We start from the raw sequence: 22990 nt of genomic DNA on the forward strand, positions 1-22990 counted from the left end.
CTATGGATAAGAAGATTGCGCAACAGGTTAAGACATTTTTACAAACTCCGCAAAATATAGTTATAGTGGGGCACAAAAATCCAGATGGAGATGCCGTAGGCTCTTGTATGGGCTTGTATTTTTTTCTGAAATCCCTGGGGCACAACACACAGGTAGTGATGCCCAACGATTATCCCAATTTCTTGAAATGGATGCCTGGAAACGAGACCATTTGCACCTACGAGAAAGAAACTGAAAAGTGCCAACAGTTTTTTGATGAAGCAAACATTGTCTTCACGCTAGACTTTAACTCTTTTACACGCGTGGGAGATTTACAAGGGGTATTGGAAAACTGTAAGGCCAATTTTGTGATGATAGACCATCATCAGGCACCTGGCGACTATGCCGTGGTAACGTACAGCGATGTAGGTATGAGTTCTACTTCTGAGATGGTATATCATTTTATGGCCGGGTTGGACAGGTTGGACTTGCTTTCAGAAAATATAGCCACCAATCTATACACGGGTATCATGACAGATACCGGAAGTTTCAGGTTTTCTTCTACCACGCCTACAACCCACCGTGTGATTGCCCATTTAATGGAAGCGGGTGCGAATGGAACCCAAATACATAACAACATTTACGATACCAACACGCCAGATAGAATAAAGCTATTGGGAGTTGCGCTCAACAACATGACCATCCTCCCTGAATATAATACAGCTTTTATCACCCTTACACAGCAGGAACTGGACGACCACAACTTTAAAAAAGGAGATACCGAAGGTTTCGTGAACTATTCCCTCTCGGTTTTGGGTATAAAATTTGCAGCAATCTTTATCGAGAACAAGCAGGAAAATATCGTGAAGATCTCTTTTAGGAGCAAAGGCGAATTTTCGGTAAACAAATTTGCAAGAGCGCACTACAACGGTGGCGGACACAACAATGCTGCTGGTGGTAAAAGCGATAAGAACCTAGAGGATACTGTTACTGAATTTATTAGTATCTTGTCCAACTATAAAAATGCCCTACAAAACAATGCGTAACCTATTTTTTTTATGTGCGTTTCTTCTCCTAGCTGTGGCCTGTAAAAGCCCCGAAGCACGTAGACCCGTACAGCGAAGCTCTGGCAGTTTTATCAAGGAAAGTGCCGAACGCAACAAAAAACTCTATAAAAAGGAGGAAGCTATCATCAACAAGATCATAGCCCAGAACAGCGACAAGGATTTTGAATCCAATCCCAACGGATTTTGGTATTTTTATAATGTCAAGGACACCCTGAGCACCGTCATGCCTAAATATGGCGATGTAGTTACTTTTACTTACGATGTAAAAAACCTGGAGGGAACCACTATAGTCTCTGAAAAAGAAATTGGTTTGCAACAATACCAAGTAGACCAGAGCAACCAAGAATTGATCTCAGGGATTCGTGAGGGACTTAAAGTTATGAAAGAAGGCGAAACAGTGACTTTTCTGTTCCCTTCCTATAAAGCTTTTGGCTATTATGGCATAGAAGAAAAACTAGGCGCCAATGTGCCAATACAAAGCACCATTACGCTTAGATCTATTGAATCTTCAGAAGAAAATTAACTAGAAACCTAAATTTAATCAAATCATACAAAATGAAAAAAATATCATTACTAGCTCTATTTGTTGTAACCCTTGTTATGACAGCCTGTGAAGACAAATATCCAGAATTGGGAGACGGTGTATATGCAGAGTTTGTGACCAACAAGGGAACCTTTGTGGCCAAACTGTACAACGATGCAACACCACTAACCGTTGCCAATTTTGTTTCCTTGGCAAAAGGCACAAATACTATGGTAGACTCTGCTTATGCCGATACCCCTTATTTTAATGGACTATCGTTCCACAGGGTAATCAAGGATTTTATGATACAAGGAGGAGACCCAAAGGGAGATGGAACAGGAAACCCAGGCTATAGATTCCCGGACGAGATTGTAGACACCCTAACCCATAAGAGCAAGGGTATTCTTTCTATGGCAAATTCAGGTCCTGCAACCAATGGAAGCCAATTTTTTATCACACTAAAGCCTACCCCTTGGTTAGATGGAAAGCATACCGTTTTTGGAGAAATTGTAATGGGCCAAGACATTGTTGATGCTATTGGGGTAGTACCAACCACAAAGCCTGGTGACAAGCCCGTTGATCCCGTAATTATGAACGAAGTGAACATCATAAACAAGGGTAACCAAGATGTAGCCGATTTTGCTGGAGAACTCGATAAGCTGGAAGCTGAAGAAAAAGCCAAGAGAGAAGCCGCACAAAAATTAGCTGCTGAAAACGCAATCGAATTTGCCAACAAGCGATCTGAAGCCAAAAAGCTTGAATCAGGTCTTGAAATTTTAGTGACCGAAGAAGGAACTGGCGAAAAGCCAACAGAAGGCAACAGGGTTTTGGTGAATTGTACAGGATATTTCTCTAACGGAACTCTATTCTTTACAACCTATAAAGATGTTGCCGAAAAATACAATGCCGTGGATCCACGAAACCCTTACCAACCCATGAATCCATTATATAGCACAGAAGCAAGGTTAATCCAAGGATTTAGAGAAGGTATGTTAACCATGTCCATTGGTGAGAAGGCTATCATGTATATCCCGTCCCACTTGGCGTATGGAGAGCGTGGTAATCCGCCAAGGATACCCGCAAATGCTGATTTAATTTTTGAAGTAGAACTTATTGGCGAAGCGGAATAAAATTTTCTCCAGAACACTTAAGCCCCTTTATAGGGGCTTTTTTTATACCCAATAGGCAAGGAACTATACTTTTAAAAAGTATCTTTGCCGCTTTTTGAAGCGGAAAAACTATGTGGCAAAAAACAATCAAGAATTTTACCCAAAATCCTAAGAACGATATCCTTTCAGGTTTAACCGTGGCTCTTGCTTTGGTGCCGGAAGCCGTTGCTTTCGCCTTTGTAGCAGGTGTAGACCCCTTGGTAGGACTGTACGGGGCATTTATGATGGGGATTATCACCGCGCTCTTTGGAGGACGCCCAGGAATGATCTCTGGTGCCACCGGTGCCATGGCAGTGGTAATGGTGCATTTAATTGCCAAAGGAAATGAGGTAGGTGAAGCCCTCGCAACACCCATCGAAAATCTTGGACTGCAATGGCTATTCATTACCCTACTTTTTGTGGGTGGCATCCAGATATTGGCCGGTGTACTTAGATTGGGAAAATTTGTAAGGCTTATCCCCCACCCCGTTATGATGGGCTTTGTAAATGGTTTGGCCATCGTAATCTTCCTGTCCCAGTTAGGGTTGTTCAAAGAAAATGTAGGTGGCGAGATGCAATGGCTCCAAGGAAAAGGTCTTTGGTTAATGTTAGGGCTGGTAGCTTTAACTATGGCAATTATGTTCGGCTTGCCCAAGCTTACCAAAAAAATTCCTGCGGCCCTTACGGCAATAGTAGTGGTAGCGGCTTTGGTTATCTTCGGAAATATAGACGTGAGCACGGTAGGTTCTTTTATTAGAGATGGAGGCGGTGAAGGTTTACAAGGAGGATTGCCTACTTTTCAAGAACAAATATTCACGCTGTTCTATACCATTGGGGATAACTGGGGAATGATACTCTCCACAGCCTTTATTCTTGCTGCTGTTGGGTTGATTGAAAGTTTAATGACACTGAATCTAATTGACGAAATGACCGAGACCCGAGGCTCTGGAAACCGGGAATGTGTGGCGCAAGGTGGTGCTAACATCCTCAACGGACTCTTTGGAGGTATGGGCGGTTGTGCTATGATTGGACAAAGCATCATAAATATAAACTCCGGTGGACGCGGCAGGCTTTCAGGCGCCATTGCAGCGGTTGCCCTACTATGCTTTGTATTGTTTGGTGCACCGTTAATTGAACAGATACCCATTGCAGCGCTGGTAGGTGTTATGTTTATGGTAGTGATAGGTACCTTTGCTTGGAGCAGTTTCAGGATATTACACAAAATTCCATTGACCGATGCCATTGTACTTATTGCTGTTTCAGCGATAACGGTTTGGCAGGATCTGGCCATTGCTGTAATTGCTGGGGTAATTATGAGCGCACTATCGTTTGCGTGGAAAAGTGCAACACGAATCAGGGCCCGCAAACGTATAAAGGAAGATGGGACGAAAGTATACGAAATCTGGGGGCCCCTGTTTTTTGGTTCCACGACAGCCTTCAACAGTAAGTTTGATGTTTCCAACGATCCTGAAAAAATTGAAATAGATTTTATTGAATCTAAAGTTTCGGATCATTCTGGTGTAGAGGCTTTACGCAATATTGCCAATAAATATCTAGATGCCGGAAAAAAAATAACCCTAACACACTTAAGCCCAGATTGTAAGGAAATGCTCATAAAATGGAACCCAGAGTTCAGCTCAATAATCCAAGACGCCATAGACGATCCGCGATATCATGTAGTGACCAATATGATGGATACCGAAGTGTAAGCCCCTAATCAGTATTTTTATTATATATTTAAGTTTTGTTATGTAGATAGCAATGATATATACCGTACATTCGTCTTCATTTTCAATATTGAAAAAATAGAAAAATGGTTCGCATCTTACTGATTTTCATCTGGTTTATAACCATATCGACCAGCATAGCCCAAATCGATACCACTGCAACAGACTCTGTTCCAAAAGCTGCGGTAGATTCTTCAGAAATTGCCCAAAATAACTTTCAGAAAAAACTGGAAAACCTGGAGAGACAGCGTCTCATAGATTCCATTAAAAAAGCTGAGCTGGAAGAACGCATCAAGGATTTAAAAAACTCAGATCCTACTGAGAAAAACAAACTCCAAGAGCAAATCAACGCACTGAACGCCAATGAAACCCAAAGGCTGGAACAAAAAAAGAAAGAGATTGAAGCCCTGAGGAAATCTACCAAAGGGCATCCTGTTTTCGGGTTTTTTGATGACACACTTTTTAATATCTATACAAAATTAGGAAGCTTTTCGGCCAAGGAACGTGCGGACGCCGTGACACGCAGGATAAACAAACTACCCGAAAATCTTGCGTTCACAACAGATTCACTTCTAATAAACACTGCTGAAAATGCTTCGGATATCGTGTACGGTGAGCATATAATTATGAGTGTCTCACAAAACGATGCACTCTGGGAGAATACTACTACGGAGGCCCTGGCCGTGAGCTATAGAGATGCCATAGCCACTTCGGTCACTAACTACCGGGAAGAAACAAATATCTGGACACTGGCCAAAGAGATTGGTTTGGCACTTTTGGTGCTGGTTGCGATTTGGTTTCTCATAAAATATATTATTAGATTCTTTAGGTGGAGCGCCAAAAAAATAGAACAGCAAGAAGATAAAAGAATAAAGGGTGTTAAGCTGAAAGACTATACATTGTTTGACGCAAAGCGACAAGTTACAGCCTTGCTATTGGTAAACAAAGTATTTAAATGGTTTGTAATCCTCCTTGCTATTTATATAGCACTTCCTATACTCTTCGGGATTTTTCCATGGACCCGCAATTTTGCCGATACGCTCTTTGGCTATGTTTTAAATCCTGTAAAGTCTATCCTGCTAAGCATCTGGAACTATCTGCCCAACCTTATCACTATAATAGTGATCGTACTGGTTTTTAGGTATGTATTGAAAGGGCTTCGGTTTTTGAGTATGGAGATCATGCGGGGAAACCTGAAGATAAATGGTTTTTATCCAGATTGGGCGCGTCCTACGTATCAAATAGTAAGGGTGCTGGTTATTGCGTTTATGATTGTTTCCATCTGGGGATATATTCCAGGAAGTGATTCACCTATTTTTCAGGGAATTTCGGTGTTTTTAGGCTTTTTGTTCACGTTTGGTTCCGCCGGTTCCCTTTCCAACATTATTGCGGGATTAGTGTTAACATATATGCGATTGTTCAAGATTGGCGATCGTGTAAAGATTGGGGAGGTTTTTGGTGATGTAATTGAAAAATCCTCGCTGGTAACACGGGTAAGGACCCCAAAGAATGAGATTATCTCCATTCCCAACAGTACGGTAATGAGCAGCCATACCATTAACTACAGTAGCGATGCGCCCGAAAAAGGGTTGATAATCCACACCACGGTAACCATTGGGTATGATGTTCCCTGGAAAAAAATGCACGCAGCTCTTATCGAGGCCGCCAAGCGTACCGAACTCGTGGTAGAAAATCCCGAGCCCTTTGTGCTACAGACCAGTCTTGAGGATTTTTACGTAGCCTACCAAATAAACGCTTATATCAAAGAAGCGAACAAGCAAGCCACCATATACAGTAACCTGCACCAAAACATACAAGATGTGTGCAATGAGCAGGGTATCGAGATACTATCGCCCCACTACCGTGCTGCAAGGGATGGTAACATGAGTACGATCCCTGAAAATTATTTACCAAAGGATTATAAGGCACCCAGCTTTAACGTGAAGCAGCAAAAAGAGTAATGTACCCCATAAAAAAAGCCGAATTTCTTGATTAAGGAAATTCAGCTTTTCTGTTCTTTGGCCGGCTAGCTATCGCAGCCTCAGGTCTATTTTTCGTAGGAGTGGGTGGCCCAGTGTGGTTTGAAAGGCTTCTTTAACAACACCGTGCCTTCTACATTTCTGCATTTTTAGTCCCCCACCATGTAAGATGTTAGATAATTTTCTCATTACTGTTCGGATTAAAGGTTGATTGATGGTGACCGAAGGTTACCTATACCGTCTCTTACTGTTCCAGGTATATGCCTTGGAAGTTTTTACTCTTGCTGTTAATGCGTTGCTGTCTAAAGTTCTCATAATTAATAGTTTTAAGGTTCTACTAAAGAGACGCCTCAGTATTGTTTTTGTTACAGTACTATGCATTACAAAGTAGCAATTTAACAAAATTTAACACTTTAGGGTGATTTGTATTGACACACACAACTAATAGCTATCCTACATGTAACATTTTCTTTTAAAGAGTATCTTTAGAAAAAACAATCATGAAATATTTTATCATACTTAGTATCTTAAGCTTCTTTATCTCTTGTACTGAAAACACTCAAAAAACAACTTCCCCTTCATCTGAAAGCATAGAAACCAGTACTAAAGACACTTTAAAAACACCATCCCACTTCTTTCCAGAGCAGAAAACAAAAGTACTGGTCGTGGGAACTTTTCATTTTGATTACCCGGGGCTGGATTCCCATAAAACCACACCTGAAGACCAAATAGATGTTTTGAAAGAACCAAAAAAATCTGAAGTGACTGAACTGGTTGGCTACATCAAAAAATTTAAGCCTACCAAAATTGCTATTGAAGCTAATGCCAACTGGAATGCGACCCAAAAACTACGTGAGTATGCACAGGGACAACACAGGGATAAGCGGGACGAACGTTATCAACTGGCAATGAGGACCGCAACAGAACTGGGGGTGGATACCTTATATGAGGTAAATGCTTATTCGCTACGTAGCGATTTATACAAAAAAGATTCGCTGTTTCTTAAAAGTATCACAGGAGATGTTAATTGGGACTATGAGGATCCGCTTTGGGAGGGTTTTGAAAACTGGATGGCGTACGATGATAAACTTATCCCGAAGATGAATCTCACAGAGTATTTCAAGCATATGAACTCGAGAGAATCGCACAATTACGGCTACGGAATTTACCTCCTCGGAAACTTTAAGTCTAAAAACAATCAGGGGGCAGATCATCTATCCATCTGGTGGTATAACAGAAACCTTAGGATTTTTAGAAATATCATTGGCATTACAGAGAGTCCCGAAGATAGAATTCTGGTCGTTATGGGCAACGGACACGCGGCTATTCTAAGAAATCTTTTTGAAACCTCACCAAACTATGAGTTCGTAGAATTTGATAGTTTGGAATAGTGTTTTATCGTAATGACAATACAATAAATACACATTTTATTTTTTAGTACCTTTAAGTCGTCCCTCATGGGATGCTCCCAAACAACAAGTAATTAAAGGTATTATGAAGCAGAGAGCGCTATTACTTCTTATTGTGGGGATGGTACAAACTGGCTTTTGCCAATCAAACGAACCTTTGGACGATCTGCGCCTGGGGTTTGGCATAAACATCACTGGAGAGCTACAATCTACCCCTGGAATTAATTTTAGGATAGCTGCAACGGGAGGCGTGGGCAATTACGTACCCATCGCCAGAGATGATTTTGGTATGTTACCAGCGGTACACCTAGGCATCTTGTTCTACAACAAAGGAATGCTGGGTAGCAACCTTAACAAGAACTATTACCGCACCACCTTCTTCGACTTTTTTGCAAACGCTACCTTTACTGCTGGAGCTAAGAACAACACCACGACCCAAGAACTGGAAGGTCGCTTTGTGCCGTTGTACCATTTTTCGGATTTTGTGGCAAATCCCTTGCAAAATACTTTTGGTTATTCCCTTTCCGTTGGATCCAACTGGCTCATGAACCCAGATAAGAACAGGGCCTCGCAAACAGTGGGCTTCTTTAATGTAAACGTAGCAAGGCGTGGGCAACTATCCTATTATAACGACGGGGGGCCGGTGTTGTCACTATTCGGAGATCGGGAGGATCGTTTCTATACGGGCGGGGTGGTCATTTCGGCACATTTTAATAGGGAGGCATATATAGACCTTGTAGAGCTTAGCTTCCATAAATTCACGGGCTGGCAACAATATGCAGTAGATGCAGCAGACAAGCTGCAACTGGACCATATCCCCTACTTTAACGAAGATGCCTTTGGCTTTAACCAGCAACAATGGAAATTGAACGTAACCAGCTTTCAACAAGGGTATAGTGGATATATTACGTTATACGATTTTAACGCGCTGGACCTTCAGGATTTTATACATTTCAGTACAGATTTTCCTTATCACCCAGACTATTATGCGGGATGGCGTGTGGCTACGGGAGTATCGTCACAATTTAAAACGGAAGATTAGCGTATGAAAACCATAAACTACATCGTAATTTCTTTTATAATACTGAGTGTTGTTACTGGGTGCAAAAGTGTGGTTTTCAAGAAAATTGAAGATGTTATCCCTATTTCAGAATACACTGCCTACGTTTTCAGGCTCTGTGAATATAGAAACACCTATGGAAACAAACGGTACTTTTTATGCGACAGCCCTTGTGAGGCGAGGGATGTGAACGCTAACGACTCTATACAAGTAGTTGAAGAATTGTACGCTTTCCAATCCAATACCAATCCTGAGGATATTGTGTACATCACTTCGAAATCTGATAAATATATTCTGAAAAACGCAGGAATCTTCAACGACCCACGTTACAAAAAATATATAGCCGTATACGATTTTGAATATGTGTACTTTGGAAATTTTACCGAAAATAAAAAGATAAGCTTTGTAAACCCTGAAGAGGCACTTACCTTCTGGCTTCGTCCCGTGCCTGAAGACTGCAGGTTTGTGGTAGACAGTATTTTTAGTGAAACGGCCGTGAAAAATTCCATAAGCAATAAAAAATTGGGGTTTGACGGTTTGTTTAAAGTACCCATCCAGTTTATTGAAACCGATAGAAAGATGGTACAATCCAGAAAAGACACCACTGCTGTAACCATTATGCGCCTGGCCGATGGCGAAATTTATTTTGAAGGCGGGGGGAAAAGATACAGCCTATCCCAAAAAAGGAGGTTACGATACCACCCAGTGTACCGCAATACACACGATTCCATTGTCCAAAAAATCGTGCTGGACAGTGTGAGAGCGAATAGACAACTTGAAATAGACTTTGGGGAGTATTGATCAGGAGATTTTCAGCCCGTTCTTTACTGCCAAATTAGGTTTCAGTAAAGTTACTTCTTTACCATTTACGGCTCCCAACACCAAGCATTCGCTCATAAAAGGTCCTATTTGTTTCTTTGGGAAATTTACCACCGCCACTACTTGTTGCCCAACAAGTTCTTTGGGACCGTATAGTTCGGTGATCTGTGCAGAGGATTTTAGGGTTCCTATATCATGGCCAAAATCAATTTTCAGTTTGTAGGAGGGATTGCGGGCCTCTGGAAAATCTTCGGCCGCAAGAATAGTTCCCACCCGCATATCTACTTTCTCAAAATCTTCCCAAGAGAGGTTATTCATTATGCGTAATCTTCAGTTTTTTGCGCATTTCTTCGGAGAGATAGGTACCCGCGGCACTATAATTATCCACCAACAAACCTTTCTGTCCATCGGTAGTCTCAATTGCATATAATATGGAGCTGTCCCCAGGATCTGTCATCCCTTCAAACCTAAAATAACGTACAACCTCACAATCTCCTGCCTTCCATTTCTTCTTGAGCCCCTTAGATTGAATTCCATCTTCAACAAGGTTAAAATCTACCGTATATCCTTCGTCTTGCAAGTTTTCTATCGCTACAGAGAGCGAACTATATCCTTTTTTCATACTAATTGGTTTTCCATAAAGATACACAGGCTATGAGAGACTTTCAAATTTTTATAATATGTTTAATAGTTTACTCTTATAGGCATTCGGATAAAAGCTGAGATATAAAAATAGTTTTGCATGATCTCAAAAACCATGACACATTTAGGCTTAACAATAAGTGCAGAAATTTAAAAAACAATGTATCTTTAAGCACGACACATAAAATTAGTTTTCAGCAACATTAAAAACATCACAATGCTTTTCTCTGTATTTCCCATCCTGAAAAAATTATATTTTATACCCTTGCTCACAATAGGCCTGCTTTTTGGATGTGAGACCGAAAAACAAATAAGCTCCGTTAACCCCGAAAATTGGTCCAAACGAATGGCCAATATGAGCCAAGTGGACTCGCTCGAGTATGGCAAATCCTATCTTTCCATCTATTCACAGATCTATAGCCTTTCTGAACATACCACACACAACCTAACGGCCATGGTGAGCATGAGAAACACCAGCGAGGAGGACACCATTTATATTTTACGGGCCGAATATTTCGACTCCCACGGAAGGTCTATCCGAAACTATTTTAAAAACCCCATTTATCTAGCTCCACTGGAAACTACAGACATTGTGATTGACGAGCTGGATATTACCGGAGGCACCGGAGCCAACTTTATCTTTGAATGGAACAAACCCCACAAGTCCCCCGAACCATTGTTTGAGGGCGTTATGAACTCTACCATGGGACAACAGGGGCTCTCCTTTACCACACAGGCAAAGCGCATTGAATAACTGCTTATAAAGAATATTTTTTGCGATATCCCTGCTGAAATTCTTTCAAAAAAAGACACTGACGTAACACAATAAAATCGATCGAAGCTGAAGTTTGAAGAGCGATCCTATTTCCGAAGCAAAAGGAAACTATTTTAAGGTTTCTATAAATTTTCATACCCCCTAGTTTCCTTATCTTTGTGCAGCTATGAAATTCAAGATCAAATCAGATTTTAAACCTACTGGAGACCAGCCCCAGGCCATACAATCATTGGTAAGCGGCATTGAGGGAGGAGAAAAATACCAAACCCTACTAGGGGTTACGGGGAGTGGTAAAACCTTTACTGCGGCCAATGTGGTGGAGAGCGTGCAAAAACCTACCTTGGTATTGGCACACAACAAAACCTTGGCGGCACAGCTGTACAGTGAGTTCAAACAATTTTTTCCAGACAATGCGGTGGAATATTTTGTCTCTTATTACGACTACTACCAGCCCGAAGCCTTTATCCCCAGTAGCGGCACCTATATTGAAAAAGACCTTTCCATTAACGAGGATATCGAGAAATTGCGATTGAGCACCACCTCTTCCCTACTCTCGGGAAGACGGGATGTACTCGTGGTCGCTTCGGTTTCTTGCCTGTACGGTATTGGTAATCCTGTTGAATTTCAGAAAAACGTTATAAGCCTCCAAAAAGGGCAAATTCTGGCACGCACCAAATTACTCCATAGGCTGGTACAAAGCCTTTATTCGCGTACCGAAGCAGAATTTTCCAACGGAAGGTTCCGCATAAAAGGAGACACCGTAGATGTGTACCCTGGCTATGCAGATGACGCCTTCCGAATCCACTTTTTTGGCGACGAGATTGAAGATATCGAAGCTTTCAATCCACAAACCAACGAGATTATTGAAAAATACGACCGCCTGAATATTTATCCCGCAAATATGTTTGTTACCTCACCAGATGTCTTGCAGGGTGCTATTAGGAACATTCAGGACGACCTCGTGAAACAAGTAGACTATTTTAAGGAGATAGGAAAACATCTTGAGGCAAAACGATTGGACGAACGTACCAATTTCGATCTGGAAATGATACGCGAACTGGGCTATTGCAGCGGTATTGAAAATTACTCACGTTACTTGGACCAGCGATTGCCAGGTACGAGACCTTTCTGCTTGCTGGATTATTTTCCGGACGATTATTTAATGTTGGTGGACGAGAGCCATGTATCCATCCCTCAAGTGGGTGCCATGTATGGTGGTGACCGTTCCCGAAAGGAAAACCTGGTGGAGTACGGCTTTAGGTTACCCGCCGCAATGGACAACCGCCCATTGAAGTTTGAAGAGTTTGAAACCCTACAAAATCAAGTGATCTATGTAAGTGCAACCCCAGCAGATTATGAACTGGAAAAAAGTGGTGGGGTATATGTAGAGCAGATTATAAGGCCCACTGGACTATTGGACCCGCCTATTGAAGTACGTCCAAGTTTGAACCAGATAGACGACTTGTTGGAAGAGATCCAGCAGCGTGTAGAGAAAGACGAGCGTGTGCTGGTGACCACACTCACCAAGCGAATGGCCGAAGAACTCACCAAGTACCTTAGCCGTGTAAACATACGCTGTCGTTATATCCATAGCGACGTGGACACCTTGGAACGTGTGGAGATTATGCAGGATCTCCGTCTTGGTATATTTGATGTTTTGGTTGGGGTGAACCTGTTGAGGGAAGGATTGGACTTGCCAGAGGTTTCACTCGTGGCCATTTTGGATGCAGATAAGGAAGGTTTCCTTCGCAGCAACCGTTCGCTAACGCAAACGGTGGGACGTGCCGCACGCCACATTAACGGAAAGGCAATTATGTATGCCGATAAGATTACCCGAAGCATGCAAGCAACCATAGATGGCACCAATTACAGAAGGGAAAAACAAATTGCCTATAATAAAGAGCACAATCTCACCCCAAAGGCAATAAAGAAGAGTTTTGAAAACGCACTCACCAAAAAGAAAACCGAGCGCTATACCTTTGATACTGCCGAAAGTCTAGCCGCAGAACCTGAAACTGAATACCTTACAAAACCACAAATAGAGAAAAAAATAAGGGATACCCGTAAAGAGATGGAAAAGGCAGCAAAAGAGCTCGACTTTATGATGGCCGCCAAACTAAGGGATAAGATAAAGAGCTTGCAGGGCCAATTGGAAAACGTTCAATCTTGAAAGCAAAAATATTTAGTATGCCCTTAACACGCTACATAGTTGCTATTTTGTACTTTTCTGCCTGTATGATCGCTACTTCCCAAATTGACCAATCCAACAAAATAATTCCCGAAGATATAAGAGCCGAAGCACTTACGGCCCTCTCCTATTATCCAGAATTAAAGGATACCGAAATCGAGTTCAAGTATAAGAACAACATCAGGAAATCTACCATGCAGGCACAGCCCACGTTTGGCAGTATTTTTAGGAGCAAGGAGAACAGGAGCTATATTATCTTGATAAGCCGAAAGATTCAAATTGAAGATGAGAGCTTCACTTTAAAGGACATCCCCAGCGATGTCATCATAGGTTGGTTGGGGCACGAACTGGGACATATTATGGATTACCGTGACAGGACGGGTGTAGGGATGATTATCTTTGGGATTAAGTATCTCTTTAGTGGTGCACATATCAAGGAAGTGGAGCGTGCGGCCGACACCTATGCCATTAACCACGGGATGGGAGAATACATCTTAAAAACGAAGAACTTTATCCTCGACAATGCCAGCTTTTCTGAAAGGTACAAAGCAAAACTCCGCAAACTCTACATGTCCCCAGAGGAGGTGATGCATTTAATAGAACAAAAACAGTAGCTAATAGCTAATGCCTAAAAATATTACTCCAGCTCCTCTTTTACAAACGCTTCCCAATCTGCAAATTTCTCTTCACCCATAACCCGTTCCATCTTTACCTGTCCGCCTTTCTTCTTGTTGGCGCCGCTCCATTCGTAAAATACATTGGGCGGGACGGTGGTAACCTTTACTCCTTTTAAAGATTTTCCACGCGCCACTTTGTAATTTTTATTGGCTTCTTGTAAAGTACTATCAAGGGCTTCGGCCAGTTTTGTTGCCGGAACAGTAGCTTCGGTGCCCAGATACCAGTGGTGATGGAACTCCCCATCGATCTTTACGGCAGCGAGGGTAAATTCAGGAATCTTGATATCGAACTGTTCCTCCATCTCGCGCAGGGCGGTTTCCATTTTGTTTACGGAAAGCTGGGAGCCCACGACATTCAAAAAGAATTTGGTACGTCCGGTGATCTTGATTTCGGCTTTTTCAACATCGGTAAAAGCAATGGTGTCGCCAATTAAATAACGCCACGCTCCCGAAACAGTGGAAATGATAAGCACATAATCTGTATCCTCTTCCACTTCAGCAAGGGTAAGTGCCGGCGCATCTTGAGAGAGCGAACCGTCTTCCTCGATGTATTCGGGCTTAAAGGGAACGAACTCGAAATATATCCCGTTGTCCGTTACCAATTTCATAGAAGTTGTTTCAGGTCTTTGCTGAAATGCTATAAAACCTTCGGAAGCCAGATAAGTGTCAATTACCGTAACCTCTTTTCCGCAGAGCTGCCTGAAGCTTTTTTCGTAGGGTTGAAATGCTACCCCGCCACTTGTAAAAACCTGTAAGTTAGGCCAAACGTCGTGTATCGTTTCAGCATCATGATACTTTATGACTTCCTTCATCATCAACTCCATCCAGGAAGGGATACCACTCAAGGCACCAATGTCCCACTCCTTTGCCCGTTTGGCAATAGTGGCCACGCGTTTGTCCCAATCGTCAATCTTTGCTATTTCCTCTCCGGGCTTGTAGTACCCACGGAACCAAAACGGAATATTACTGGCAGAGATACCGCTTATCTCGCCTTCGAGAAATTCGTCACGCTCGTTCAGGTCTGTAGAGCTTCCCAGCATCATGATTTCCTTTTCAAAAAAATCGGTCGGGAGGTCAAAGTTTGCCAGTGCACCCACTTGTTTTATGCCCGTGGTGCGTATGGCCTCTATCATTTCATCGGTTACGGGAATGCGTTTGCTGGTTTTTCCCGTGGTACCACTGCTCAGGGCAAAATAAGATGGTTTCCCGGGCCAGGTAATGTCCTCGAGACCTTCAATGGTCCGGTCCCACCAGTCGGCTTTCATTTGGTGGTAATCGAAGTATGGGACTTTTTCAGAAAACTGTGTTTGGAAGTCTTCGGGTTCCAGAATTTTTGAGAACCCATAATATTTTCCAAATGCAGTATCTCTTGCGGTTTCGAGCAGTTTTTTCAAGATTTTTTGTTGCTCTTCAATGGGGGAGGATTCTGAAACGATACTGTCCCGTAAATCTATTGCTCCCTTTATGATAGATCCTAGAATGGCCATGGTTTTTCCTTTTGATGTTAAAATTAAGATATTCTTTCAGCAGTAGGGTTAGGTTTAAATGAAGTTTAACGGTTCTATTCATTTCAGTACTTTTGCAGTATGAGCCACCATCCAGATTCTACCCGATTGAACAAAGCCATAAGCGATAGCGGTTACTGCTCGCGAAGGCAAGCGGATACCTTAATTGAGCAAGGCAGGGTTACCCTTAACGGAAAGCCCGTAAGTCTTGGCGACCGCGCCATGCCCGATGATGAGATACGGGTGGACGGTAAGCTGCTAACCGAAAACAACAACTTGGTTTACATAGCGCTGAACAAACCCGTGGGAATTACCTGTACTACGGACCAGCGTGTAGAAGGAAACGTGGTAGATTTTATAGGCCACAAGGAACGTATTTTCCACGTGGGCCGCTTGGACAAACCCAGCGAGGGATTGTTGTTGATGACCAACGATGGTGATATCGTGAACAAGATTTTGCGTGCTGGAAACAAGCATGAAAAGGAATACATCGTAAAAGTAGATCGCCCTATAACAAAAGAGTTTATACGTAGAATGGGCAATGGTGTGCCTTTGGCAGAATTAGAAACCACAACAAAGCGTTGCGAGGTTGAGCAATTGAGCCGGTTTGTCTTTAGGATCGTGCTCATACAAGGACTCAATAGGCAAATTAGGCGTATGTGCGATTATTTTGGGTATGATGTGCTCGAGCTGAAACGCACCCGCATCATGAATATTGAACTAGGTAATCTACCCATTGGAAAATGGCGTGATTTAACCGAAAAGGAACTAAAGGGCCTTCAGGATTTGGTGAAGGGATCGGACAACAGTTCTTATGTAGATAGGGTAGAAAAAAAGGGGGCTACCGGAAAGCGTCGAAGAGGCCGAAACAACAGCTAGTTGGATATACCCCAAAAAAAAGAGCCGCACCCCGATTGAGTAGGATGCGGCATTTTCAACTAACTAACCAAATTAAATTTCAATTATGAAATCTCAACCATTTTCTTCACTGCCTTCTCTTCTTCTTTTTTGGGAAGTGAGATAGACAGTATGCCAAGCTCGTGCCTAGCACTAATATTTTCAGTATCAATTGTTTTGGGTAAGGTAAAACTTCTTTCAAAGTTTTTAAAATCAAACTCCTTACGTGTGAACTTTGTGGTGTCCTCGGCAAGGGTTTCATCATTGGTTTGTGAAGAAACTTTCAGGATGTTTTTATCGATCTCGATAGTCACATCTTCTTTTGAAATACCGGGGATACATATTTCTATAACAAAATTCGTGTTTTTTTCTGAGATATTTACAGCAGGAATGCTAAATTTTTCATAATTAGGTACATCCAGTCTATTTTCAGTAAAGAGTCCATCGATAAAGGATGGAAACAGTTGGTTGTTTAATTTAACTAAATTCATATCTATTAATTTTTTATTGTGTTCGTTTAATTTTTAGCATACAGGTCAAAAAAAGTTCCAAGTTTTATTTACTGCCTTTTTGGCGTTATTTATTTAAATCTGTATGCCTTTTTGACGTGCTTTCAGTAAATAATGTTCATTTAATTCTATTTTAAGAAAAATACTGCCATAACCTCGTAACTTCGTTACCACCAAAAAACGGGTTATATGAAAAAAATCTACGTCCGCCTCAAGACCTTTTTCAACACCATACAAGGGAAAATAGCCTTTTATCCTACCGTTATGGCGTTTGTGGGTTTTATCCTAGCGTTTGGAATGGCTTGGCTCGAAGAGTCTAAAGTTTCTAGAGTGCTTCTGGAAAGGGCACCTCAACTTATGCTCGAGGATGGGGATACCGTGCTTACCATCATGAGCGCTTGCATTGGGGGAATCATCTCGATGATGGTGTTCAGTTTTTCTATGGTGATGCTGTTGTTGAGCCAGGCGTCGAGCAACTTTTCTCCCCGCTTACTACCAGGGCTTATAAGTGATAAAAAGAACCAACTTATACTTGGGGCCTACCTTTCCACCATAATCTACTTGGTATTTACATTATTTTCTATCGAGCCGGATGACGAAAAATATACCCTACCGGGACTTTCGATACTCTTGGGAATCCTGGCCACCTTCGCTTGTTTGGGGGCTTTTGTGTATTTTATCCATAACATGTCGCAGAGCATACAGATAAACAACATACTGGACAAGATTTACGACAAATCCAAAAGAAGATTACACCTCATTATTGATAAGGAGCAGGAAAAAGATCAAGATGTGGTGAACAGCTTTCCAGATACTAAAAACTGGTTTGAATACTCAGCTAAAAGCAGTGGGTATTTTCAGAATATTTCCCTGAAAAATGTGGTTACCATTGCCCTTGAGAATGAAACCAGGTTGTACTTTACCATCCCAAAGGGGTTTTTTGTGTTGAAAAACAAGCCTTTTATAAAATCTGAAAAGAAACTTGATGAGGAGACCGTAAACAAACTTTTGAGCGATATAAACTTTGCACGGGGTGAATTTGTGGAAGACAACTATATACTTGCCTTTAAACAGATTACCGAAATTGCCGTAAAGGCTATGTCGCCTGGTGTGAACGATCCCGGCACCGCTATCAATGCCATCGATTATTTAACCGAACTGTTTGCACTGCGCATCCAGAAAAGCGATAGTGGCATTATCGCAAAAGACGGAAAGGCTCTCGTAAAAATTGCCACCGTGAATTTTGATGATCTTTTGTACAACAATATGGCTTCATTACGCACCTATTGCAAACACGATCCCATTATCGTAGAAAAACTGATCTCAATGCTGGACTACCTGTATCACATGCAAGATTACTACACCAAAGATTACAAAGAAGCCATTAAGAGCGAAATGGAGTTATTGGTAGAGGATGCCAAAAGTGCCATGGCCAACAAAAAGGACTGGACACGAATAGAAAGACTCGTTCAAGGTTAATTGTAATAGGTATTGAAGATTTGAAGCAACCGTTCTGGAGGGATTATTTTGTGTTCATATTGCTCCATTTCCCCCAATACTTGATTTACCACACCGGGACGCAATCCCAGTTCTAGCCCGAAACCCCTCAAAAAGGCTATTTCTTTTTGGTGGGTCTCCCCGTCCACGTTCATCATGAGCACCATTTTGTGGAAATGGGTTATGCGCTCTAATTCGGTAAAAGATTTTTTAGTGGATACTGGGTTATGGTACAACTCCCTAACCTCTTTTTCTGAAATTCCCATACGCTCTGCGATGCGGTGGATAAAGTCGTATTCTCCCTGGGTTATTTTCTCGTCTGCCTTGGCCATGAGGATTAAATCGCTCAAAAGTGATTTTTGGTCTTCTTTGTTGATAAATGGGTTATTGGCCATACCCCAAAAATAACAAAATAGGGCAGTAATCGCAATTGAATTTTATGGTTTGAGTTAAGTGTCTGAGTCTTTTGTTTCCGTAGCACCGGGAATACCTTTGCTATCTTCTGGAGGTATGGGGGTAAAATCGGAAAGCTGGAAAGGTTTTGCTTTTAATTTGGCTGCGTGCTTATTTGCCTTATCGAGCATTTCTCGCAATTGGGGTTCAAAATAAGTTGAGAGGGCATCAATAAATTCGCGTTGTTGTGGCATTTTGTAATCTTTGGCAAATCTATAAACCGTTTCATAGGAAGGAGCCATAGAGGCACTCGTAACAATATCTACTATTACTTTTTTTGCATTATGTATTGCTTTTTTGCGGGACTCTTCATCTATAGCACGTTTTAGGTCTATCATAAATATCTGAAGTTTTAGCGCAAGGGCCACTCCGTATGTATCCTGTATATCCAATGATTTGTCAAGATATTGCAATGCCCGTTCGCGCTCTTTCCTAGCTGAACCATAGCGGAGATACTTGTTGAACGCCGTGAGACCTCCGTTCACATACGTACTGTAATGGAGCTCGTTACTCTTTTCGTATTTTTCGATCAGGGAAAGCAATACGGTGTCGCTCTCGTTTTTGTTCCTATTGTACAAATAAGATACAAAATGGCTCAATAACAACGGAAGCCTTTTTTTGTGTTTTTCTGATTGGTGTATCTCCTCGAGTAGTTTTGTGGTTTGCTCTTCTATTCCATATACTAATTCGTTTTTCTTGAGCTTTGCCTCAAGGTCATCTATCTCTATATTGGTAATGTACTCCTCTGCCCTGGCAACTTGATTTACGGTCTGTTCATTCTTGAACTCTACAGATTGCAACTTGAGCTCTACCTCACCCCTTACCTCCTCCAACTCTTTTTTAATCTTGATGTCCTCATTCTCCATCTTTAAATTGAGTTGGTCCATTTTAGAATCAATAGTACTGTTTACGCTTTCCTCTAATGCCATCTTAGTTTCATTCTTGAACGCACCCATTTGCGCCTCTATGTGTTCCTTCAACATGTTCTTGGACCTATTGGTCTGTACCAATGAAAAAATGGAAAGCACCCCAAAGACACCCCCTAGGATCGCAATGAGAAAGTTGAACTTATCGTTTACCTCGTTTGCGATCCGGTTTTCTATGATGGAATCAAAATCTTTTTTTGGGATGCGCACATATTCATTTTCTACAATTTTTTCCACTGCCGCTTCCAAGGCACTGTCCTGCGGAACCTCGGTGGTTTCCTGCGATATGGAGAACTGAAATACGGAAAGCACAAAAAATAGGGTTACAAATGTTTTCATGGCTATTGTATTGAAATACTTTCATAAAAATAATCCAGAAACACATAAAAACACACTAATACACTAAAATACAGTTGTTTACCCCTTGTTAAAGAGGGAAAAACACCTCACAAAAAAAGCCTTGGGAAACCAAGGCTTGTCTTATATATTTTTTGAAAGTATGCTTAAGACAGCACTTCCTGTACCTTATCGGCAGCTTCCTGAAACTGAACGGCACTCTGTACATCCAATCCGCTGTTATCGATGAGTTCCTTTGCAATATCTGCATTGGTCCCTTGTAGTCTTACGATAATTGGGATATCTATAGTCCCGATGTTTTTGTAGGCATCTACAATTCCCTGTGCCACACGGTCGCAACGAACAATTCCTCCAAAAATGTTTACCAAGATGGCTTTTACATTAGGGTCCTTCAAGATTAAGTTAAAAGCGGTCTCTACACGTTCAGCATCTGCGGTACCTCCCACGTCCAAGAAGTTTGCGGGTTCACCACCTGCTTGTTTAATGAGGTCCATCGTGGCCATTGCCAATCCTGCTCCGTTTACCATACAACCTACGTTTCCGTCAAGGTCTACGTAGCTTAGCCCCACGGCCTTCGCCTCAACTTCGGTTGCGTTTTCCTCACGTACATCGCGCATTGCTGCGTAATCCTTATGGCGGAACAGTGCATTGTCGTCTATGGTCACTTTTGCATCTACGGCAATAATCTTATCGTCACTTGTTTTCAATACGGGGTTGATCTCGAACAGAGAAGAATCGCTATTTACGTACGCTTTATACAAAGCAGTAACAAACTTGGTCATTTGCTTGAACGCCTGCCCGCTCAACCCGAGGTTAAAGGCTACTCGTCTTGCCTGGAACGGCATAAGCCCCACGGCTGGGTCTACTTCTTCATGGAAGATTAAATGTGGAGTCTCTTCGGCAACGGTCTCTATGTCCATTCCGCCTTCGGTAGAGTACATAATCATGTTTTTTCCCGTTGAACGATTCAACAGTACGCTCATGTAATATTCTTCGGGTTCGCTATCGCCAGGGTAGTATACATCTTCAGCAACCAGTACTTGGTGTACTTTTTTACCTTCGGCACTTGTTTGTGGGGTTACAAGGTTCATCCCAATGATCTCACCAGCGATATCCTTTACTTCCTGGATATTTTTTGCCAGCTTTACACCGCCGCCCTTACCACGGCCACCTGCGTGTACCTGTGCTTTAATTACGTGCCATCCGGTCCCTGTTTCTTCGGTAAGCTTTTTGGCAGCTTCAACAGCTTCTTCGGGGGTTATGGCAACAATCCCGCGCTGTATCTCAACGCCAAAACTGTTCAAAATTTCTTTTCCTTGATATTCGTGTAAGTTCATAATAGGATGTTTCTGTTTTTTAAGCGGAACAAAAATACAAATTGTCTGAGGTTTATGGTTATTTCTTCGGAATTTCCTTCAAAATTTCTTTTACAAATTTCCAGAACTTTTGTGTGGAGGAAATACTCGCGCGTTCATCGGGCGAATGTGCTCCCTTAATGGTGGGGCCAAAGGAAATCATATCCATCTGTGGATAGTTTTGCCCTAAAATACCACATTCCAATCCAGCATGGCAAGCTGCAACGTGCGCTTTCTCGCCATGCAATTTTTGGTACAGGTTGTCCAGCACTTTTAGGATAGGGCTCTCCATATTGGGTGCCCAACCGGGATATTCGCCAGAAAAAGCAACATCGAAACCGCCAAGATGAAAAACAGACTCGAGCGTATTTGCCAGATCCAATTTTGAAGAATTTACCGAGGAGCGTGTAAGACATTCAATTTTAATGCTTCCTTCTTTAACCGAAACCTTTGCGATGTTATTTGAGGTCTCCACCAAATCCTCTATGGCGGGACTCATACGGTACACCCCGTTATGGGCAGCGTACATCGATTGTAAAAACTTGGTTTGGTCAGTCTTTACCATAACCTTATCAGCAGCTTCCGAAGCTTTTTCCACCACGATCTCTAGGTCTTCTTCCAGTTCTTTGTACTCTTCTTTAATAGCTGTTGCTATTTGCTTCCACTCTGCCTTAAATGCATTGTCGTTTAAATTTTCCACTACAATGGTGGCAACGCTTTCCCGTGGGATGGCGTTACGCAGGCTTCCTCCCTTGATACTTGCAATTTTGATGATATCCTGGCATGCGTATAGAACACGGTTCATCATTTTGTTGGCATTGCCCAGTCCTTTTATGATGTCCATCCCGCTATGCCCGCCCTGTAAACCTTTTACGGTTAAGGTGTAGGTTACAGCCTCATCGGGAACGGTTTCCTCTTTGTAATGTTTTGTAGCGGTGATATCTACACCACCGGCACAGCCTACGCCTATCTCGTCATCTTCTTCGGTATCGAGGTTCAATAAAATATCGCCTTGTAGTATGCCGCCCTTTAAACCCATGGCTCCTGTCATTCCTGTTTCCTCGTCTATGGTGAAGAGGGCTTCAAGATCTGGATGGGGAATATTGTCACTTTCAAGAATCGCCATAATGGTCGCTACGCCCAAACCATTGTCGGCTCCCAAGGTGGTTCCCTTTGCGCGCACCCAATCTCCATCTACGTACATTTCAATTCCTTGGGTATCGAAATCGAACTCGGTGTCGTTGTTCTTTTGGTGCACCATATCCAAGTGGCTCTGCATCACGATGGGGGTACGGTCCTCCATTCCCTTGGTGGCGGGTTTGCGAATAATTACATTACCCACCTCATCCTCTAAGGTTTCCAGCCCTAAGCTTTTACCAAAATCCTTCATAAATGCAATGACGCGTTCCTCCTTTTTAGAGGGTCTTGGCACTGCGTTAAGGTCGGCAAATTTGTTCCAAACGGCTTTGGGTTCAAGGTTTCTTATGGCTTCGTTCAT

At 42.2% G+C, this 22990-nt stretch carries 21 protein-coding genes; 13 read left to right on the plus strand and 8 right to left on the minus strand.

Annotation, left to right across the window (positions count from 1 at the left end; genetic code table 11):
* Positions 1–2: 2 nt before the first annotated feature.
* The 8 genes from C8D94_RS10730 (at position 3) to C8D94_RS10765 (ending at position 9693) form a co-directional block, all read left to right on the plus strand.
* Positions 3–1025, plus strand: a complete 1023-nt coding sequence (locus tag C8D94_RS10730) for a DHH family phosphoesterase (protein ID WP_115123937.1) — start codon at positions 3–5, stop codon at positions 1023–1025.
* The gene (gldI, locus tag C8D94_RS10735; protein ID WP_245946275.1) at positions 1018–1569 is read left to right on the plus strand and encodes a gliding motility-associated peptidyl-prolyl isomerase GldI; all 552 of its coding nucleotides are present in this window, start codon (positions 1018–1020) and stop codon (positions 1567–1569) included. Before C8D94_RS10730 ends, gldI begins: the two co-directional genes overlap by 8 nt.
* Before the next feature lie 32 nt (positions 1570–1601).
* On the plus strand, positions 1602–2699 hold the full coding sequence (locus tag C8D94_RS10740; protein WP_115123939.1) for a peptidylprolyl isomerase: 1098 nt from the start codon (positions 1602–1604) through the stop codon (positions 2697–2699).
* A gap of 110 nt (positions 2700–2809) precedes the next feature.
* Positions 2810–4426: a SulP family inorganic anion transporter gene (locus C8D94_RS10745; RefSeq protein WP_115123940.1), complete on the plus strand. Its 1617-nt coding sequence runs from the start codon at positions 2810–2812 to the stop codon at positions 4424–4426.
* Between the two features lie 104 nt (positions 4427–4530).
* Positions 4531–6405: a mechanosensitive ion channel domain-containing protein gene (locus C8D94_RS10750; protein WP_115123941.1), complete on the plus strand. Its 1875-nt coding sequence runs from the start codon at positions 4531–4533 to the stop codon at positions 6403–6405.
* A gap of 518 nt (positions 6406–6923) precedes the next feature.
* A complete protein-coding gene (locus tag C8D94_RS10755; protein ID WP_245946277.1) occupies positions 6924–7814 on the plus strand; it encodes a DUF5694 domain-containing protein in 891 nt (296 codons plus the stop codon).
* Positions 7815–7917: 103 nt separating this feature from the next.
* Positions 7918–8874: a hypothetical protein gene (locus C8D94_RS10760; protein ID WP_147278540.1), complete on the plus strand. Its 957-nt coding sequence runs from the start codon at positions 7918–7920 to the stop codon at positions 8872–8874.
* 3 nt (positions 8875–8877) lie between these two features.
* Complete coding sequence (locus tag C8D94_RS10765) at positions 8878–9693, plus strand: hypothetical protein (RefSeq protein WP_115123943.1); 816 nt, start codon at positions 8878–8880, stop codon at positions 9691–9693.
* On the opposite strand, the gene C8D94_RS10770 is transcribed toward C8D94_RS10765, so the two are convergent.
* On the minus strand, positions 9694–10029 hold the full coding sequence (locus tag C8D94_RS10770) for a tRNA-binding protein (RefSeq protein ID WP_115123944.1): 336 nt from the start codon (positions 10027–10029) through the stop codon (positions 9694–9696). It lies immediately after the preceding gene.
* Entirely contained in the window at positions 10022–10333 is a 312-nt protein-coding gene (locus C8D94_RS10775) for a phosphoribosylpyrophosphate synthetase (protein ID WP_115123945.1), read from the minus strand. Before C8D94_RS10775 ends, C8D94_RS10770 begins: the two co-directional genes overlap by 8 nt.
* Before the next feature lie 237 nt (positions 10334–10570).
* Between C8D94_RS10775 and C8D94_RS10780 the strand changes: the two genes are divergently transcribed.
* From C8D94_RS10780 to C8D94_RS10790, 3 genes are all read left to right on the plus strand, one after another.
* The gene (locus C8D94_RS10780) at positions 10571–11107 is read left to right on the plus strand and encodes a DUF3124 domain-containing protein (RefSeq protein ID WP_115123946.1); all 537 of its coding nucleotides are present in this window, start codon (positions 10571–10573) and stop codon (positions 11105–11107) included.
* A 187-nt stretch (positions 11108–11294) separates the two neighbouring features.
* The gene (gene uvrB / locus C8D94_RS10785) at positions 11295–13298 is read left to right on the plus strand and encodes an excinuclease ABC subunit UvrB (protein ID WP_115123947.1); all 2004 of its coding nucleotides are present in this window, start codon (positions 11295–11297) and stop codon (positions 13296–13298) included.
* Positions 13299–13315: 17 nt separating this feature from the next.
* Entirely contained in the window at positions 13316–13930 is a 615-nt protein-coding gene (locus C8D94_RS10790; protein ID WP_394340215.1) for a hypothetical protein, read from the plus strand.
* A gap of 23 nt (positions 13931–13953) precedes the next feature.
* Here C8D94_RS10790 and C8D94_RS10795 read toward each other — a convergent pair whose 3' ends face one another.
* Positions 13954–15480, minus strand: a complete 1527-nt coding sequence (locus C8D94_RS10795) for a GH3 family domain-containing protein (RefSeq protein ID WP_115123949.1) — start codon at positions 15478–15480, stop codon at positions 13954–13956.
* 99 nt (positions 15481–15579) lie between these two features.
* On the opposite strand from C8D94_RS10795, the gene rluF reads away from it, so the two are divergent.
* Positions 15580–16377, plus strand: coding sequence for a 23S rRNA pseudouridine(2604) synthase RluF (rluF, locus tag C8D94_RS10800; protein ID WP_115123950.1), 798 nt, complete (start codon positions 15580–15582; stop codon positions 16375–16377).
* Between the two features lie 83 nt (positions 16378–16460).
* Here the strand turns inward: rluF and C8D94_RS10805 are convergent, their stop codons facing one another.
* A complete protein-coding gene (locus C8D94_RS10805) occupies positions 16461–16886 on the minus strand; it encodes an Hsp20/alpha crystallin family protein (protein ID WP_115123951.1) in 426 nt (141 codons plus the stop codon).
* A 207-nt stretch (positions 16887–17093) separates the two neighbouring features.
* Between C8D94_RS10805 and C8D94_RS10810 the strand changes: the two genes are divergently transcribed.
* The gene (locus tag C8D94_RS10810) at positions 17094–18383 is read left to right on the plus strand and encodes a DUF2254 domain-containing protein (RefSeq protein WP_115123952.1); all 1290 of its coding nucleotides are present in this window, start codon (positions 17094–17096) and stop codon (positions 18381–18383) included.
* Here C8D94_RS10810 and C8D94_RS10815 read toward each other — a convergent pair.
* The 4 genes from C8D94_RS10815 to C8D94_RS10830 all read right to left on the minus strand — a co-directional run bounded on the left by C8D94_RS10815 (position 18380) and on the right by C8D94_RS10830 (position 22990).
* Positions 18380–18796, minus strand: a complete 417-nt coding sequence (locus C8D94_RS10815) for a tellurite resistance TerB family protein (protein ID WP_115123953.1) — start codon at positions 18794–18796, stop codon at positions 18380–18382. The genes C8D94_RS10810 and C8D94_RS10815 overlap by 4 nt on opposite strands.
* A gap of 54 nt (positions 18797–18850) precedes the next feature.
* Positions 18851–20119, minus strand: coding sequence for a hypothetical protein (locus C8D94_RS10820; protein WP_115123954.1), 1269 nt, complete (start codon positions 20117–20119; stop codon positions 18851–18853).
* Between the two features lie 164 nt (positions 20120–20283).
* On the minus strand, positions 20284–21474 hold the full coding sequence (sucC, locus tag C8D94_RS10825) for an ADP-forming succinate--CoA ligase subunit beta (protein WP_115123955.1): 1191 nt from the start codon (positions 21472–21474) through the stop codon (positions 20284–20286).
* A gap of 58 nt (positions 21475–21532) precedes the next feature.
* Positions 21533–22990, minus strand: a complete 1458-nt coding sequence (locus tag C8D94_RS10830) for an aminoacyl-histidine dipeptidase (RefSeq protein WP_115124051.1) — start codon at positions 22988–22990, stop codon at positions 21533–21535.

This window comes from Marinirhabdus gelatinilytica, assembly GCF_003353425.1.
In the GTDB taxonomy this organism is placed as follows: domain Bacteria; phylum Bacteroidota; class Bacteroidia; order Flavobacteriales; family Flavobacteriaceae; genus Marinirhabdus; species Marinirhabdus gelatinilytica.